Raw genomic sequence first — 17,850 nt, forward strand, 5'->3', positions numbered from 1 at the left:
CCTTTGGGGTCTTCAATAATAAAACGACTTTCCTGATATTGAGCAGTTAGGCTCACTATTAGGCTGGATTTGGAAATAATCGGATAATTTACGTTTAGATGTAAGCCGTGAACAGCCTGCACTTTTACATCATCGGGGCTATCGGTAACATTGTTGTAGTTGGGGTCGTTGCGGTAAGGTTCGCCTTTTTTAGATTTGATGCTGAAAGGTCCTTGTACTTCGTAGCCACCTCCATAGAGCTTGGTAGGCGTGAGATTTTGCACTTTCTGCGTACAATAACGCTTTACCCCCGAACCAATATCCCCATAACCGCTGAAATCATCATCAACAGGCGGAGCATCTACATCAGTGCTATCTTGAGCATAGGAAAAACCTACCATAAAAAGCATTGTAAGAAGCAATAAAATTTTACGCATAAGCATTTATCGTTTAGGTTGTAAAAAACGTTTTGGTTTTCGCAATTTAACAAATATTTGAAAAATGCAAGTTTATTTTTCAAAAAATTTCCATTTCAAGAGCTATTCAATCAAATCGGCGGTAATTTTTGCCGAAGAAAGGCACAAAGGAATCCCCCCGCCCGGATGCACGCTACCGCCCACGAAATACAAATTTTTGATTTTTTTTGAAAAATTAGCGTGTCTTAAAAACGCCGCATAACGATTATTGGAACTATTGCCATACAAAGCCCCTTGCGTACTAAATGTTTTAGCTTCAATGCTCCGAGGTTCTAAAATGCCTTCTACTTCTATGAGTGGCTCTATTTCAGTTTTGAGCAAGCGGCTCAGTTTGGTTAAAATATTTTTTCGGGCTTCTACGATAAGTTTATCCCAATCTTGCCCTGTGTTGTTGGGGGTGTTTATCATCACAAACCAAGTTTCTGCACCTTGGGGGGCATCGGTAGGCTCGTATTTTGAGCCAATATTTACGTATATGGTGGGGTCGTGGTAGATAGTTTTTTTCTGAAAAATATGCTCAAATTCAGCTTGATAATCTTTGCTGAAAAAAATATTATGCAAACGCAATTCAGGAAAAGTTTTACCTATTCCCCAATAGAAAATCAGTGCCGAACTGGACTTGGGTTGCTCCAAAATTTTGATAGGTGCAGGTACATCGGGCAGTAAATACTTATAGGTTGCCACTATATCCATATTGCTCACCACTACATCAAAATTGCGTTTTTCGCCTTTCACTACAATCCCTACTGCTTTTTGGTTTTCAAGCCAAATGCGTTCTACTTTGCTTTGCAAATGAAACTGCACCCCTAAATCTTTGGCAAGTTGTACCAAACTCTGCGTAATAGCATACATTCCTCCTTTGGGAATAAAAGCTCCGATATTATGCTCTAAATGAGGAATAATAGTGAGCGTAGCAGGTGTTTCGTAAGGGTTGGAGCCGTTGTAAGTGGCAAAACGATTAAAGAGTTGCACCAAACGCTTATCCGTGAAAAACTCGCTATTCGCTTCGTGCATTGTCTTGAAAATTTCCAGCTTATGCAGGTTTTTATAGCCTTTGAAAGCATCGGCACAAAGCCAAGTATTTATTTTATGCAAAGACCTTTTCAGAAATAAATTTGCCGTGATTTCGTATTTTTTGGCACTTTTTTGCAGGTATTGCAAGATTTTTTCAGCTTTTTCACCTGTTTTGGCTTCTACTTCTTGGGCAAAACGTTTTTTATCAGCAAAGGCTTCTAAAATAGTGCCGTCTTCGTAAAAATACTTGCAAACAACCTCCAATTTTTGATAAGAAAAATACTGCTTAATATCTTTTTGGGCAACTTGGAAAAGTTCCTCTACAAAATGAGGCATTGTAAAAAGCGAAGGACCTGCATCAAAACGATACGCTCCCAACCGAATTTCCGAAAGCTTCCCCCCCAAATAATCGTTGGCTTCAAAAACCTCTACGGCATAGCCCTTACAAGCCAAACGAATGGCTGTGGCAATCCCTGCAATGCCTCCTCCAATGATACAAGCGGTTTTCTGCATAGTTTTTCACCAATAAACTGAAAGCAAGATTTTTTGTTTTGGCAAAATTAAAGGCTTGTGCAAAAATTTGTATTTTTGCGAGCAAATTTTTCTAAAAAGCTATGAACAAACAGCATCAGGAGGAATGGACGGAAGTCATTTCTCCAAAAACAAAATGGTTTGATATAAATCTTTCCGAATTGTGGCGTTATCGCGACCTGATAGTGCTTTTTGTGTATAGAGATTTTGTTGCTATCTACAAGCAAACCATTCTCGGACCGCTTTGGCATATTATTCAGCCACTTTTTACGACTATTGTGTTCTCAATCATTTTTGGTAATATCGCCAAAATACAAACCGATGGCATACCGCATTTCCTTTTTTACCTTTGTAGCATTACCATTTGGAATTATTTTGCAAGCTCTCTCAATAGCACTTCTAATGTTTTTGTTAGCAATGCAGGTATTTTCGGGAAAGTGTATTTTCCTCGTCTTACGGTGCCTGTGGCGAATGTGATTTCAGGTTTTTTAGCTTTTGGAATTCAATTTGTACTATTTTTAGGGGTTTATTTGTATTTTTGGCTTTGGCAAGGTAATACAGCCATTCAGCCAAATTGGTATATTTTACTGGTGCCAGTGTTTGCTTTCAATATGGCTCTTTTGGGCTTGGGAATGGGAATTATTGTTTCTTCGCTTACAACCAAATACCGCGACCTTACACACGCCGTTGGTTTTGGGGTGCAGCTGCTGATGTACGTTTCAGGGGTTATTCACCCGCTTTCGTATATTTCTGAAGAAAAGCGTTATTTAGTGCTTCTCAACCCTATTTTCAGCATTGTAGAGGGTTTTCGTTTTGCATTTTTTGGTCAAGGCGTTTTTGAAATTACGATGCTTTTGTATAGCTTGGCGGTGAGTGCAGTTATTTTCTTGATAGGCGTAGCGTTGTTTCATAAAGTAGAAAAAAACTTTATGGATACGGTGTAAGGTTGTAAAAAGTAAGAAAGTAACTGTTTAGGTCTAATTTGTAGTATAGAAACAGGAAACAAGATACAGGAAACAGGATTTTAGAAATAGATGTCTGACAGAAAAAATGAGAGATAAAGCCCTAAAAGGTTTGAGCCTCAAACATTAAACTTCTTGAACATAAATAATTACGCAGAAAAAGAACTTTCAAACCCCCAAACTTCAAAACTTTCAAAAGGCATAAACACAAAATCAATGAAAAAATACGAAATTTTAGGCAATAACGATACTCGTTCGGGCTTTGGGGCAGGTCTTCTGGAAATTGGCAAGCAAAATGCTGATGTAGTAGCTCTCTGTGCCGACCTGACTGGCTCGCTGAAAATGGACGCTTTCCAAAAGCAATTCCCTGAACGTTTTTTTCAGGTAGGCATTGCCGAAGCCAATATGATGGGCATCGCGGCAGGGCTGGCTATCAGTGGTAAAATTCCTTATACAGGCACTTTTGCCAATTTTTCTACAGGCAGAGTATATGACCAAATCCGTCAATCTATTGCTTACTCTCACAAAAACGTAAAAATCTGTGCCTCACACGCAGGCGTAACCTTGGGCGAAGATGGGGCTACTCATCAGATTTTGGAAGATATTGGAATGATGAGAATGCTTCCGGGAATGGTGGTTATCAATCCTTGCGACTACAACCAAACCAAAGCCGCAACCATTGCTATTGCCGAACATTATGGACCCGTATATCTGCGTTTCGGCAGACCCAAAGTGCCTATTTTTATTCCTGAAAATATGCCCTTTCAGATAGGAAAGGCTTTATTGCTACAAGAAGGCACCGATGTAAGTATTTTTGCCACAGGGCATTTGGTATGGAAATCTTTGCAAGCCGCAGAAATACTTGCTCAAAAAGGTATCAGTGCCGAAGTTATCAACATTCATACTATCAAGCCCTTGGATACAGAAGCTATTTTAGATTCTGTTGCTAAAACCCGTTGTGTGGTAACCGCCGAAGAGCATCAGCGTTTTGGCGGCTTGGGTAGTGCCATAGCCGAACTTTTAAGCCAAAAAATGCCTGTTCCGCAAGAGTTTGTTGCTGTAAATGATAGCTTCGGCGAAAGCGGCACCCCTGACGAGCTAATGAAAAAATACGGATTGGATACCTCTAATGTTGTAGAAGCCGTAGAAAAAGTTTTACAGCGAAAAAAGTAAATTCAAACAGATAAAATTGAACCTCAAACAAAAGCATAGCCAACTTATCAAGCAAAAAGCCGCTGAATTTGGCTTTGATTTTTGTGGTATTGCCCAAGCCGAATTTTTAGAAAAAGAAGCTCCCCGCCTTGAAGAGTGGCTCAAACGAAATATGCAAGGCGAAATGAGCTATATGGCAAACCATTTTGATAAAAGGCTCAACCCAAAGCTTTTGGTAGAAGGAGCAAAATCTGTTATTTCTTTGCTACTCAACTACTTTCCCAACCAAGATTTAGCCCAAAAAAATGCCGATAACTTCAAAATTTCTAAATATGCCTACGGCGAAGATTATCACTTCGTAATGAAACGTAAACTAAACGAGCTACTAAATTTTATACGAGAACATATCGGCGAAGTAAATGGCAGAGCTTTTGTAGATTCGGCTCCTGTAATGGATAAAGTTTGGGCAGAGCGTAGTGGCTTGGGCTGGATTGGTAAGCATAGCAATCTGATTAACCGAAAAATAGGTAGTTTCTTTTTCATTGGCGAGCTTATTGTAGATTTAGAACTGGAGTACGACTCGCCCACTGGCGACTATTGCGGTACGTGCAAGCGTTGCTTGGAGGCTTGCCCCACCGAAGCCATTGTAAGCCCTTATGTGGTAGATGGTAGCAAGTGCATTTCGTATCTTACGATTGAGCTAAAAAACGAAATCCCACAAGAATTTCGTGGGAAAATGGAAAATTGGATTTTTGGCTGTGATATTTGCCAAGATGTTTGCCCTTGGAACCGCTTTGCCAAACCTCATCAAACACCCGAATTTGAGCCTAATGAGCCTCTGAAAGCTATGCAGAAAAAAGATTGGTTAGAAATTACGGAAGAGGTTTTTGCAAAAGTCTTTCCCAAATCGGCAGTGAAAAGAACAAAAATAAAAGGCTTGCAACGGAATATCCGTTTTACAAGCCTTGAATAAAAAAAACAAAACTTTTAGGAAAGCACCATTTTGAACTGATTGTTGAGAACTTGATGATACTTGGTAAATTTTAGATAGCACCAACGCCGCAAATCTTCGCGTTCGGTGGGCTTGAGTTGTGCCAGAGCCTTGCGTAGCTCTTTCTCAAACAATATTTTATCAAAACTCACTTTCTCTAAAATCATCTTAAAATACTCTAACATAGGCGTTAAATTTTGAAACAATGAACAAAAGTTTTAGTTTGCGTTGAATTCGCCGTAACATTGTTTCATAGGCAAATGTAGTTTTGTTTGGATTGCTAAAATAAGTAGAAAAAAACAAACTTCCAAATGTTTTCCCAAAAAAGTTCAAAAAAAACTTGGATAAAGACTATTTTTCAGTTATTTACATTCTTAGCGATTTTGCAAGGCTATTCGCAAGAAATACGCATAGAAATTGCCCGCAAGAAAATCAAACAAAATGAATTTTTGCAAATCCGTGTGTTATCAAATTATGAAGATTTCAAAGGGGTAGAAGGATTTCCCGACCTGAAAGATTTTGAAAAAACTTTTCAAGTAAATTTGGAATACACCAGCGATAAAGGGGAAACTTGGAAAGGCATAGAGCAAAACTACAAAGCCCTGAAAGTAGGCAAATTCAAAATTCCAACTTTTGAAATAAAAGTTGGAACTAAAAAACAAACGTTCAAAGGAGAAGAGATTTTGGTAGAAGAAGCCCCCGAAAATACCGAAACAGACTTACTCTTACAACTGGAAGAAGAAAGCCGAGAAGAAGATTTGATAGGGCTGGGCAAATTGCAAAATGTATTTGTTGCCCTTACAGCAAACACCAAAGAAGTATTTGTAGGGGAGGAAATCAATCTGAATTTTGCTTTATACGTTGCCAAAAATGCCCCCATAGCATTGGATTTATACGATTTGGATAGGCAAATCAGTCAGATTGTTCGGCAAATCCATTTACCCAAATCATGGCAAGAAAGTTATGGGCTGGATAGTGTAAGCACCGATGAAATTATTTTGGAAAAAAGAACTTACAAACGCTACAAGTTTTTTCAGAGTGCTTTTTACCCTACCGAACCTCTGCTTTGGAATATCCCTGCTTTGGAAATCAAAGTTTTGGATAAAGAAAAAGAAAAGCTACTTTCATTGCGAAGCAATCCTCTTTCTATCTTGATAAAGCCTCTACCCAAAAATATCAAAACCCTTACAGGAAGACTGCAAATGCAGGAAATTATCACCTATCTCAAAATTCAGACAGGGCAAAGTGTAAATTACCAAATCAACATTGTGGGCAATGCCAACTTTGCAAGGCTCAACTTGCAAGCCCCCAGTAGCAACAACTTTTTAGAATTTTATGCTACTGCCACCGAGCAAACCTTACGGAAAATGCCTTCGCAAATTATTGGTGTAAAATCGTTCAAATATACCATTTTAGTCAAAAAGCCGGGCAAATATCCGCTCAAAAATTACTTTTTTCTACCTTATTTCAACCAAGAAACAAAAAAAATGGATACGCTACGCTCTAAATTAGTCTTGGAAGTAAGTGGCAACCCTTTGGAATTTTCCTCGTTAGAAAATAGTGAGCTACAATCTTGGATTGAAAAAGCCGATGATACCCCTATGCAAATGCGTACTTACTCGCGTACGCGTTGGATAGCCACTGGCTTGCTTGTACTACTTTTTTTGGTGGTTTTGTACAAGGTCTTATCTACTTTCAAAGAGTAGTTTTTGTTTCTTGCAAAAACACTTGCCCAAAGCAATATAATTTTGTAGATTTGCTTTTTCAAAAAATATGCAAACACCGCTTATGTATGGAAGAGGCTATCAAACATATAGAAACTTTGCCCGAAAGCAGTGAGCTTAAATCCGCCCCTGATACCATTTTGCCCGAAAATACGCAAAACGCCCCCGAAATTGAGCCAAACACGCAAATTACAGAAACTACTGATAGCATTTCTGAAAAGCCCCCTGTTTTAGACCTTTTTGAAGAAGCCTTACAGAAAAATGATAATTACCAATCGGGCTTTTGGAATGGCTATTTTGGGCTTTCCAAAGATACTTTGGAAACTTATCTTTCTGAAAAAGGACGCTACGATAAAATTTTTGACCAACTGCTTTACCAAGAAACCTTATTGCAGGAAAATCTGCAAAAAATAGCCAATCATAAGCAAAAATACCAAGATACATTCGGCGAACTTACACAAATCAATTATCAGTTAGATTACCAAATCAATCTCAGGCAAAGACGCGGCGAAGAACTTGCCGAAACCGAAAAGCAAATTCAAACTTACAAAACCGAAAGAGAAAATTTACGCAACAACAATTCATTTTTAGGAGGTATTTTGTTTTTGCTGGCGGCAATCGTATTTATTGCAGGCGATTTGATTATCTCTCACGAAATTGTTGCTTATGCCCTCAATATCAAAAACAACGTAGAAGCTTGGGCTTTTGCCGTAGGTTTGGCAATGGTTTCGGTGCTTCTCAAACCTGCCTACGACAGACTAATAGAATACCCCTATCTGGAAGATAAAACTCTGCGTTCCAAACGGGTATATCTGATTTTCAAGATTTTGGTGGTTATTTTTACCATTGTTACGCTTTGTATTTTGGGTTATTTTCGCTATGAAGCCTACCGAGCCGACCAGCTCAAAAATAGCCTCAATAGCACCATTCTCTCGATACAAGAAGAGGAAAGTTCGCAAAACTTGGCACTCATAGAAGAACTTTCTCGCAAAACCGAAAAACTAAGCCAAGATTTGGTGCAAAGTCCTTCGGGAATGTGGGCTTTTGTACTTTCGGGTGTAATGTTTGCCATTGCAGGAGCTATCTGCTTGGGTATTGCTTTCCCGATAATTGTGGCATACATCAGGATTTGGTTTCAAATTCCTATCAAACTGCGTAAATTGCAAAAAATTCGTGCCTCACAGCTTAGTAGCGTAGAAGAATTGGAGCAAATCATCAGTGAGCAAACAGCCATTGCCGAAGCCAAAAAAAGCCAATTGGAAGCTCTTGGAAATTTGGAAGAATTGCAAAAACAAAGACAAGAAATTGCTGATACCATTCTTAAACTCAAAAAAGATTTGCATACTTGCAAAGTAGAACTCCAAATTTATGAACTCAATTTGGGTTATGAAAAGGGGCAACACGCTTTCAAATTGGAAGAAAATAAAAAGCAAGAACAAACACAAAATTCAGAAAACCTTGCCAAAGAACTCACAAGCCTTCAAGAAAACTTAAACGGCAATGGGAAAGCAAACCTTCAAGAGGTTTTGGAAAAGGAAGAACAGAAAGAAAATACAGAAAACGCGGAGCCCAAAGAAGAAGTTGTAAGTGAAAGCACAACCGAAGCACCCCAACCCAATCGTACCATTAGCAGTAAAGTTTTAAGCAAAATTAGAAAAAAATAAATCTCACTTTCCCGATGAAATCCTTGCTTACTACGTGGTTAGCTATATTTTGTTTGTGTTCTGTTTTTTTGAGTTCTTGCGGTGGAAACCATCAGCCTTTGCAACAGCTTAGCCCGCCCAAACCCTCACCCAATATTTATTCGCTGATTTTCATAGATAAAACCGTAAGCGTGAGCCTGAAAGAAAATTTTACACGCGAAAAATACGAAAAAGCCCTACAAACCATTGTTCAGCAAAATATTCGCCAGAAAGGTGATAAAATTGAAGTCTATTTTCTGCACGAAAACACCTCGCAGGCACGCGTATTTGCAATGCAGTGCAAAGCAGAAATGAAAGACACCACAGGGCTGAATCCTACGGATATTAAATCTATCAAAAATGCTTATCAGGTAAGTTTGAAAAAAGAAAAAAACAAAATGCAGCAGCGTTGTATAGAGGCTCTTTTAGATGATAACATCACCGAAACCAAGCAATACACCGATATATGGGCAATTTTGACTATTATTGATAAAAAAAATGCTAAAAAACCCGAAAATTCGCTCCTGAAAGTTTTTATACTCAGCGATATGGTAGAAAGTATGCCCGGTTTGGAACGCCGAGATTTTTACAAAAGACCGCCTTTCAGTAGGCAAGAAGCCGAACAATGGGCAGAAAAAGATGTCAAGCGTTTCACTGATATTGATTTGAGTGATGTAGAGATATTTTACGTTTTACCTCATTCACCTTTAAGCACTACCAACCAAAACAATCCGAATGTTTTGTATTATTGGGAAAAAATGCTTGCCAAACTCGGCTTAGAAGAGCTAAAAGAGTGGAATGTTGAATAATTTTATTACAAAAATTTTGAGCCTTATGCCCAAATTTTATTTGCTATATCTATCGCTTTTTGTTTTTTTGCAGTGCAAAGCACAAGAAACTGCCCAAAACTCTGCGGATACGCTTGCATATCCTTGGCTCAAACCCTCGCTGAACTATGTGCAGTATTACCAAAGAGATGTTTTTGCGTATTTGTATTACAAATGGAAATTAGCTTCCAAAGAAAAATTTTCGGTGGTTTTTTTGGGCGATTCGCACCTGCAACAAGGTTCTTACCCCGATGCTTTCCGCAAACGCTTGCAAGCTACTTTGGGTAATGGCGGCAAAGGTTTGCTGACAGCTTTTTCTGCCGCAAATACCTATTCCAATGCCGACTACAAAACCACTCACGAAGGCAAATGGCAATACACAAAAAGTTTTATGAATACACTCAAATTGCCTTTGGGTGTTTCGGGAATGAGTGTGCGTACTGAAAAACTGCCTGCTTCGCTTGCCTTTTCTTTCAAAGAAAATCTAAATGCCGAAAACAACTTACTTACCATTTTTTGCAAAAAAAGTCCCGAAAGTTTTGATATCAAGCTCATTATTGACGAAGCACACACAATTCAAGTTTCCACCGATAGCATCAACGATAATCCTTTTATTCGTATTACTATCCCACCCGTGAAACAAAGTTTGCGTTTGGAATTGGAAAAAAATCGTGAAAATCAATGGTTTTTTGAATTTTATGGAATGATTTTAGAAAATAGCCAAAACAAAAATGCTATTCTACACAATGCAGGCGTAGGAGCGGCAAAATACAGCTCTGTGCTACGCAAAGACCTCTTGGCAGAGCAACTCCCCTACTTCAATCCTGATTTGATTGTGCTGGATTTTGGCACCAACGATTATCTGTATGATGATAAAATCGCTTCTAATTTAGAAAGTCAAATTCGTGAGATTATCGCAAAAATTCGTAAAATAAGCCCCGATGCAGTCATTTTGCTCACTACTGCCCAAGATTTGTATTGGCGAAAAGTGAATATTAAATCGGGGCTTGCCTTTTCGGAACTCATACATAAAATTGCTTCTGAAACGAAATGTCTTGTCTATGATTGGTATTGGGTAGCAGGTGGGCAAACTGTGATGAGAGATTGGCTCAAAGCTGGGTTTGCTCTGCCTGATATGGTTCATCTCAACGCCAAAGGCTATACGCTGAAAGGAAATTTGTTCTTTGAAGCACTGCTCAATAGCTTCCAATATTTTGAAAAAAATTCCAAACAGCCCCAATTGGTGCTTAATGTGGATAGCCTCAAACAAGAGCAAGCTCATTTCCAACAGAAAAGTATTTTTGCCTATGGCTACTCGGCAAGTAATATCAAAAAGCCTGTAAAACCCAAAGATAGCACCGAAAAAAACAAAACCATTCTACCTGTAAAAAATCAGCCTAAACCCAAAAATATTACTTATGTCGTAAAACAAGGGGACACACTTTTTGCAATAGCTCAAAAGTATAAAGTGAGCGTATCGCAACTGCAAACTTGGAATAAGCTCAACGATAGTAATTTGCGTATTGGGCAAGAGTTAATCATTCAGCTTGAAAAATAAAATTTTCCTTTTTGCTTTTCTGGTAAAATTTTCCTATCATTACACCAAAAAACATAAACCATTCTGAAAATTATGAGCATACAATTAGATAAAAAAACAGGCATTAACCTTTCCAAAGGAAGCAAGATTTCTTTGGAAAAAGAAGGTAAAAAGCTAGAAGAAGTTTGTGTAGGTCTGAATTGGGGTGCTATCAAAAAATCTATTTTATTCAATCTTATCAAACAAACCGTAGCCGTAGATTTGGACGGAAGCGTAACGACTTATGATGAAAATAAGCAAATCGTAGAAACCGTGTATTATAGAAAGCTACGCTCCAAAGATGGGGCTATTGTACATAGCGGCGATGATAGAGATGGCGATATTTACGGAGATGATGAATTGGATAACGAAGTGATAGAAATTAACCTCAGTAAGGTCAATCCGAAGGTGAAGTACATTGTTTTCTACCTCAACTCTTACAACGGACAAGACTTCTCCGAAATCCCATATTCCAAAATTCGTATTTTTGAAGGCAATAGCAAAAGAGTAGATTCCGTGTTTGCAACTTTCAACCTTTCTGCCGAAGAAGCCTTTAAGAAACACATTTCAATGGTTTTGGGCAAACTCACTCGCAAAGAAAACGGACAATGGGAATTTACTGCTATCGGCGAGGCTGTACCTACCAAAAACATAGACGAAACCATTTTACACATTCAAAAACATTACCTCAATTAAATTTAACCCCCGAATGCTGAAAAAATGGCTCAAACGCGTTGGCATAGGAATACTGATTTTGTTTGTATTTCTATCCGCTTTGCCTTATGTTTTCCCTACACGTCAATTTCCTCATTTTTTAGAGCAAAAAAGCTATTTTCCTGAAAGTAAATTTATTGAAATAGACCGAGTTTGGTTGCATTATAGAGTATTTGAGCCTTCACAGAAGCCACAAGGTAGTATTTTATTCATTCACGGCTTTTCAGGTTCTACTTTTTCGTGGCGAAAGAATATCAAGTTTTTTCAGGAAAATGGCTTTCAGGTGCTTTGTGTTGATTTGCCTGCCTTTGGATTTAGCGACAGACAAGTAGAGCATTGGAATTTGAGCAATGAACGAAAAATAAAAATTCTTTGGCAATTGGCTACGCTCATCAATGCTGAAACACGCTGGCACTTGGTAGGGCATTCTATGGGGGCGAGCTATGTGTGGAATATGGCTATTTACCAGCCTGAAAAAGTTGGAAAAGTGCTTTGCGTGGGCGGCTTGCCGAGTAAGTTTCGTTCTGCTCGGAGTGCAGGAATGTCTTTACTGCTCAAATACCCCCCTATCAAGCGTTGGATAAAAGTGATTGCAGAAAACTTTTATTACAAACCCAAAAAGTTCCAAGAATTATTAGCTTCCGCCTATTCGCAAAAACCCAATAACGAAGATGTAGAGGGCTATTTAGCCCCTTTTGAAATTCAAGGTACAACCGAAGCCATTGTAAGCACTTTTGAAAATGCCCCCACCGATACGCTCAATAGCTCGGCGGGTTATCAGGATTTTAGAGGCAAATTGGCACTTGTTTGGGGCGAAAACGATTTGTGGGTAAAAAAATCGCTAGCGGAGGATTTTATCCAAAAATATCCTTTCGTTCCTTTGCAAATTATTCCACAAGCAGGGCATTGCCCAATGGAAACCCAAGCCGAAGTGTTTAACAAAATTCTGTTGGAGTTTTTGCGTAAGTGATAAGCTCAAAAACTCTAAGTTTGACAATTCAAATTCCTGTTTCTTATTTCCTTCTTCCCAAAGACTATACTACTCTACCCCTGTTTTTACTTTTTGTATCCACTCGTAAATGGTTTCTGCTACTTGTGGGTTAAAATCTTTTTCTCTTTGCTCACCATTTTGCAGAGCCATTCGGTGATCGGTACGGCTAATTTTAAGAAAAGTAGCTTTGCGAGGGTGGTGCTTATTGACAATTTCAGCAATAAGTTGATGTTCTTTTTCCATAGCCGCTCTATCTTGCTCTCCCCAAAGTGAAAGGACAAATCCATCGTATTCTTTCCAAATTTGAGCAATATTAGCTTCGGTAAGTTGATGCCAATAGGCAGGTGCCCGAAAAGCAAAACGGCGTAAAAAGTCTTTACAATCAGGATTTTGCCTTATTACACTATCCATATTTTGCTTTTGAATAAAAAACCGCACACTGCAATCGGTAACGGTTTTTGTCCATTCTTCTACATCTTCCCAATCCTCACCTTTTTGTAAAGCAATATGCCTGCGAGAATCAATGAGGTAATTCACCCAATTCTGCCCGATAGTTCCAAAAACCACGACTCCTTTGGCTTTTTCGCGTTTGGCTACAATAGGAGCAATCACTCCACCAAGGCTATGCCCAACCACAAAAATATTGTCTTTATCTACAAATGGGTAACTTTGCAGAATTTTCAAAGCATCAGAAAAATGTTTAATTTCTGTTTGCCAATCCATTTTTTCGCAATCAATGCCTTGGCTATCCCCTACACCTGATTTTTCTACTCGCATTGTTACGATATTGTGTCGGCTTAGTAGGCGAGCAATCTGAACGTGTCCGTAGGTGGTATCAAAGGGCGTATCGATAGGAAAGCAAGCTACCCCTTGCACAAATAACACCGCAGGGTGCTTACCTGTTTTCATTGGCGAGGTAATAATAGTACGCAAAACAGCATCTTGGGTGGGAAATTCATCGTATAAAACCTTGAAATAAGCTGTAGAATTTTCTTGGGGCGTTTCTTCTAAAATAGGTTTGAGCGTAAAAATATGTTGTTTTCTGCGTACTACAATACTAATTTCCTCACGAGGATTTCTACTTCTGACAATCTTTGCCAAGTCCATTTGGTTGGCAGGCTTGATGCCCTCTAAGGTTAGAATTTCATCTCCTACTTGCAAACCTGCTTTTTCGGCGGCAGTTTGGGGTAGAATTCGGGTAATAAGCAATTTGTTTTCTTTATTTTCAGTTTCAACCCCTAAAAAAGCTCTTCTTGAAAGTTTTTGCGTAAAAGCATTTTCTCCCAGCACCATTCCCCAAAGGCTGAAAATAAGCCAATATGTTTTCATTGTTTTTGATATTTTACAGAAAAACGAAACTTGCAGTCGTGTTATTATTTTTGTTCTAAAAATTTTTTGACCATTTCACGGGCTTTTTGCAGGGTTTCTTCCAAATCTTCGTTCAGTAAAACTACATCAAAGCGATTTTCAAAAGACATCTCATATTCGGCTTTGGCAAGGCGGGTTTCCAGCGTAGCATCGGTTTCGGTTTGGCGTTGCAGAAGTCTTTTACGTAGCTCTTCTACGGATTTTACTTTCACAAAAACCGCCAGTGCCTTATCTCCATAATACTCCTTAATTCGCAAGCCCCCTACTACATCAACATCAAAAATTACGTGTTTGCCTTCGTTCCAGATGCGTTGAATTTCTGATTTCAGTGTGCCATAATAAGCCCCTGGATACACCTGCTCCCATTCTACAAACTCCTCGTTCCGAATTTTTTGTTCAAATTCTTCTTTGCTCATAAAATAGTAATCCTTGCCGTGTTCTTCGGTTCTGCCTCTACGCGGACGCGTACAAGCCGAAATAGAATAACCCAAATTGGGTATTTCCTGAACCAAATGTTTTACAATAGTGGTTTTCCCCGAACCCGAAGGAGCAGAAAAAATAATGAGTTTGCCTTGATGATTGGACATAGTGGATTTTTTAAGGTTTTAACCAATCGCTTTGCGGTTTTACAATAAGACGGGCATTGTTATATGCCATTTTTAATGTTAAACAAGTTCTGGCAGTATAGGTTTTTTCATCTATTTTGTGAGTAACTAATGCTAAATCAGGGTTAGGCGAATTTGGTGTAAGATACAAGGGTAAAAGTAGCTGTATGCGATTATTGTAAAATTGAGGAATAGCTATTTTGTAATTTGTTTTTACTCTCTTTTTGGTTTCATCAATAGCCCCCTGCAACCTCATTCTCATTTCCGACTCGCCCTGCCTTTTAAGAAAATCGGGGAAGCGTTCCATATTATCCTGAATGATATGATCTAAATCTGGAATAAGTTCGCAACGTGGGTTAAAAATTAAATCCTCTGGCTTTTCAAAATAATTTGCAACTTCTGGAAGTGAATTTCCAAAAAATCTTAATAACTCGTTATTGCTTTTTTTGTAAAAAGCCTTAAAGAAATAAGGCGTTTTTTCCGGATTTTTATGAGTTTCAAAAAAAGCAAAAATATCTTCTAAATTGCTGGTAACTAAACCTGTATTAAAGCAGGCATATTTATTATCGGTGGTATAAGCTATTTTTTTTTCGTATTTAAGACGGCGAAAAGTATGCTCCAAATAATTTTTCAGAATAGAATATTTTTTTTCATTAGGATTATCAAAATCCCATACTTCTTTATCAGCCAGATTTTCAGCTAAAAATGATATTTTTTTATCAAACTCGTGAAAATAAGCAAAATTAAATAGTTCTGTCTTTTTTTTGTCAAACAAATCCATTTTCCCACATATTTATAGCATAGACTTGACTAAAATAAAAATAGAACTGTGGCAGCCAACACAGTTCCTAATGTATCTTTTTATCTAACATATGTTTGCATAGATAGACCTATGCTGTCTAATATTGAGCTTTTATATATGAAGCTGCGTATAGACTTATTAAATCTTCGTATTTTTTTTATATAACGCAAATATCGTACTAAAAAACAAAATTTACAAATTTTTTCAAGAAAATTTTTGTCAGTTTTTCATCACCAGCCATTTACCCAAATCTTTGAAAGAAACTTTTTTACCATACATCAAGATGCCTATCCGATAGATACGAGCCGCAAGCCAAGTAATAAGTAGAAAACCCGCCACGAGCAAAAACATTGAAAGAGCAATTTCCCACACAGGCACACCCGCAGGAATACGCACCATCATCACAATAGGCGAGGTAAAGGGTATCATTGAAAGCCAAAAAGCTAAATTGCTATTGGGTTCATTGATAATGGCTTGTGCAAGTACAAAAGCTATAATCAGCGGCAACGTAACAGGAAGCGTAAATTGCTGGGCGTCAGTTTCGTTATCCCCTGCCGAGCCTATTGCCGCAAACAAAGCACTATACAAAAGATATCCACCCACAAAATAGAACAAAAAACTCGCTAAAATCAAAGGCAAATTGAGCGTAGCAAAAGCATTACCGATTTTTTCAAAAGGTATTTCCTTTTCGCTTTTGCCCTCGACTTTTTCCAAATCGTTGCTTGCTACTTTTTGCACTTTTTCCAAAGTATTTTCTGAAACTTTCTTTTTCAAGAAAACACTGCTTGCCACGCTGGAAAGTGCAAAAGAAAGAATTATCCAAAGCAAAAACTGCGTAAGCCCTACCCCTGCCACACCGATAATTTTCCCAAGCATCAGTTGTATGGGTTTTACCGAAGAAACCATTACTTCTACAATACGATTGGTTTTTTCTTCAATTACACTACGCATTACTTGCACGCCATAGAGCAATACCGACATATAAATCAGCAGAGCCGCAATAAAGCTCACCGCAAATACTACCCCACTATTACTTTCTTTGCCCTCTTGGGTTTCGGTAGTGATGCTCACACGAGCTTTGGTTTTTTCTAAATCTTCTTGCTTAATACCCAAAGCCTGCATACGCTCCTCACGAATAATTCGTTCCAGTTCCTCTTTGATGTACATTTCGGTTTCCATACTAATATTTTTTTTGCTAATCATTCGGAAACCTTTGGGTTCTTGCAAGGTCATTTCGGGAATAATAAGCAAAGCATAAGCCTTTTCATTAGCTTCAAAATTCTTGCGAGCCTCACTCACTTCTCCTTGTACATAAGCAAACTTAATTTTCCCACCTTCTTTCATTTTTTGGGCAAAAAAATTGCTTTTATCTAAAACTTGAATGGTTTTGTCTTCCTGAAAAAGAGAGGAACGAGCCAAAATAGCAGGAATAACCATTAAAGCGGCAAAAAGAATAGGTGTCAGGAAAGTCATAATAATAAAGGACTTCTTACGCACTCGCACCCAATACTCTCGCTGAATGATTAGCCAAATTTTATTCATAGCAGACTTTTTATGAGAAACGTTTTTGTTGTAGCTTTGTTGTAAATGAAGGCAAAAATAAGAAAAAATCACAAAATCTACTTATCCGAGTATTTTTTAGAAACTGCTCTAAATCTTACATTTCAAATTTTAAGCCTTGATAAACAAATGATGAAGTTTTTGTAAAAATTTTTTTAGCACCAAATTTCTGCTTAATTTTGCATTAAAAATTTGCAATTTATGGCAGTAAAAACACTCCAAAGAGTTCTCATTGCTGATGATGACCCCGATATTGTAGAAATGTTACAATACAATCTCAAGAAAGAGGGGTACGAGGTCAAAACTGCCAGCAATGGTAAAGAAGCCATAGAAAAAGCCCTTTCTTTTCAGCCGCACCTGATACTAATGGATATAATGATGCCACAAATGGACGGCATAGAGGCAAGTCGGATTATCAAAGAAACCCCCGAAATTGCTGAAACCTATATTATGTTCCTTACAGCTCGCTCCGAAGAATACTCCGAAATTGCCGCCTTTGATATTGGGGCTGATGATTATATCGTAAAACCTATCAAGCCACGTGCCTTGATGAGCCGTATCGCTTCTGTTTTTCGCAGAGAAAACAAAAAAAATAAAACTGATGAAGTTTTGGAAGTAAATGATTTGATTATAGACAAACGAAGCTATACCATTACACAAGGCGAAAATATTTTTGAAATGCCTCGCAAAGAGTTTGAACTGCTCTTTTTCCTTGCCCAAAACCCCGAAAGAGTTTATTCTCGCGAGGAACTTTTACAAAAAATTTGGGGCAGTGATGTGTATGTTCTGGCTCGTACCGTAGATGTGCATATACGAAAACTCCGTGAAAAACTTGGCGAAGGCTACATCAAGACCGTCAAGGGGGTAGGCTATAAGTTTTCATTAAACGAATAATT

Annotated in this window: 16 protein-coding genes and 1 pseudogene; 10 read left to right on the plus strand and 7 right to left on the minus strand. The window is 38.2% G+C overall.

What is annotated here, in order from left to right:
- A pseudogene (locus tag ACWITO_RS14130) lies at positions 1-416 on the minus strand (hypothetical protein); the annotation flags it as partial.
- A gap of 102 nt (positions 417-518) precedes the next feature.
- Positions 519-1,982, minus strand: a complete 1,464-nt coding sequence (crtD, locus tag ACWITO_RS14135; RefSeq protein ID WP_448530642.1) for a 1-hydroxycarotenoid 3,4-desaturase CrtD — start codon at positions 1,980-1,982, stop codon at positions 519-521.
- A gap of 101 nt (positions 1,983-2,083) precedes the next feature.
- On the opposite strand from crtD, the gene ACWITO_RS14140 reads away from it, so the two are divergent.
- The 3 genes from ACWITO_RS14140 (at position 2,084) to queG (ending at position 5,087) form a co-directional block, all read left to right on the plus strand.
- The gene (locus ACWITO_RS14140) at positions 2,084-2,944 is read left to right on the plus strand and encodes an ABC transporter permease (protein ID WP_448530643.1); all 861 of its coding nucleotides are present in this window, start codon (positions 2,084-2,086) and stop codon (positions 2,942-2,944) included.
- 234 nt (positions 2,945-3,178) lie between these two features.
- Entirely contained in the window at positions 3,179-4,135 is a 957-nt protein-coding gene (locus ACWITO_RS14145; RefSeq protein ID WP_448530644.1) for a transketolase family protein, read from the plus strand.
- 16 nt (positions 4,136-4,151) lie between these two features.
- Positions 4,152-5,087, plus strand: a complete 936-nt coding sequence (queG, locus tag ACWITO_RS14150; RefSeq protein ID WP_448530645.1) for a tRNA epoxyqueuosine(34) reductase QueG — start codon at positions 4,152-4,154, stop codon at positions 5,085-5,087.
- Between the two features lie 14 nt (positions 5,088-5,101).
- Here the strand turns inward: queG and ACWITO_RS14155 are convergent, their stop codons facing one another.
- Positions 5,102-5,290, minus strand: coding sequence for a hypothetical protein (locus tag ACWITO_RS14155; protein WP_448530646.1), 189 nt, complete (start codon positions 5,288-5,290; stop codon positions 5,102-5,104).
- Between the two features lie 126 nt (positions 5,291-5,416).
- Here ACWITO_RS14155 and ACWITO_RS14160 point away from each other — a divergent pair, with 126 nt between their 5' ends.
- The 6 genes from ACWITO_RS14160 (at position 5,417) to ACWITO_RS14185 (ending at position 12,598) form a co-directional block, all read left to right on the plus strand.
- Positions 5,417-6,811 carry a hypothetical protein gene (locus ACWITO_RS14160; RefSeq protein WP_448530647.1) on the plus strand — a complete coding sequence of 465 codons (1,395 nt, stop codon included), beginning with the start codon at positions 5,417-5,419 and terminating at the stop codon, positions 6,809-6,811.
- Positions 6,812-6,897: 86 nt separating this feature from the next.
- Positions 6,898-8,493: a hypothetical protein gene (locus tag ACWITO_RS14165; RefSeq protein WP_448530648.1), complete on the plus strand. Its 1,596-nt coding sequence runs from the start codon at positions 6,898-6,900 to the stop codon at positions 8,491-8,493.
- Positions 8,494-8,591: 98 nt separating this feature from the next.
- Complete coding sequence (locus tag ACWITO_RS14170; protein WP_448530649.1) at positions 8,592-9,320, plus strand: hypothetical protein; 729 nt, start codon at positions 8,592-8,594, stop codon at positions 9,318-9,320.
- Between the two features lie 25 nt (positions 9,321-9,345).
- Entirely contained in the window at positions 9,346-10,896 is a 1,551-nt protein-coding gene (locus ACWITO_RS14175) for a LysM peptidoglycan-binding domain-containing protein (RefSeq protein ID WP_448530650.1), read from the plus strand.
- A gap of 72 nt (positions 10,897-10,968) precedes the next feature.
- Positions 10,969-11,610 carry a TerD family protein gene (locus ACWITO_RS14180; RefSeq protein ID WP_448530651.1) on the plus strand — a complete coding sequence of 214 codons (642 nt, stop codon included), beginning with the start codon at positions 10,969-10,971 and terminating at the stop codon, positions 11,608-11,610.
- Positions 11,611-11,623: 13 nt separating this feature from the next.
- Positions 11,624-12,598, plus strand: coding sequence for an alpha/beta fold hydrolase (locus ACWITO_RS14185; RefSeq protein WP_448530652.1), 975 nt, complete (start codon positions 11,624-11,626; stop codon positions 12,596-12,598).
- A 69-nt stretch (positions 12,599-12,667) separates the two neighbouring features.
- Here the strand turns inward: ACWITO_RS14185 and ACWITO_RS14190 are convergent, their stop codons facing one another.
- The 4 genes from ACWITO_RS14190 to ACWITO_RS14205 form a co-directional block, all read right to left on the minus strand.
- Positions 12,668-13,948 carry an alpha/beta fold hydrolase gene (locus ACWITO_RS14190; protein ID WP_448530653.1) on the minus strand — a complete coding sequence of 427 codons (1,281 nt, stop codon included), beginning with the start codon at positions 13,946-13,948 and terminating at the stop codon, positions 12,668-12,670.
- A 44-nt stretch (positions 13,949-13,992) separates the two neighbouring features.
- A complete protein-coding gene (gmk, locus tag ACWITO_RS14195) occupies positions 13,993-14,574 on the minus strand; it encodes a guanylate kinase (RefSeq protein WP_448530654.1) in 582 nt (193 codons plus the stop codon).
- Positions 14,575-14,584: 10 nt separating this feature from the next.
- Entirely contained in the window at positions 14,585-15,373 is a 789-nt protein-coding gene (locus ACWITO_RS14200; RefSeq protein ID WP_448530655.1) for a DUF3825 domain-containing protein, read from the minus strand.
- A 240-nt stretch (positions 15,374-15,613) separates the two neighbouring features.
- Entirely contained in the window at positions 15,614-16,936 is a 1,323-nt protein-coding gene (locus ACWITO_RS14205) for an ABC transporter permease (protein ID WP_448530656.1), read from the minus strand.
- Positions 16,937-17,155: 219 nt separating this feature from the next.
- On the opposite strand from ACWITO_RS14205, the gene ACWITO_RS14210 reads away from it, so the two are divergent.
- On the plus strand, positions 17,156-17,848 hold the full coding sequence (locus tag ACWITO_RS14210) for a response regulator transcription factor (protein ID WP_101359345.1): 693 nt from the start codon (positions 17,156-17,158) through the stop codon (positions 17,846-17,848).
- Positions 17,849-17,850: the final 2 nt, after the last annotated feature.

The sequence above is a fragment of the Raineya sp. genome (assembly GCF_053497555.1).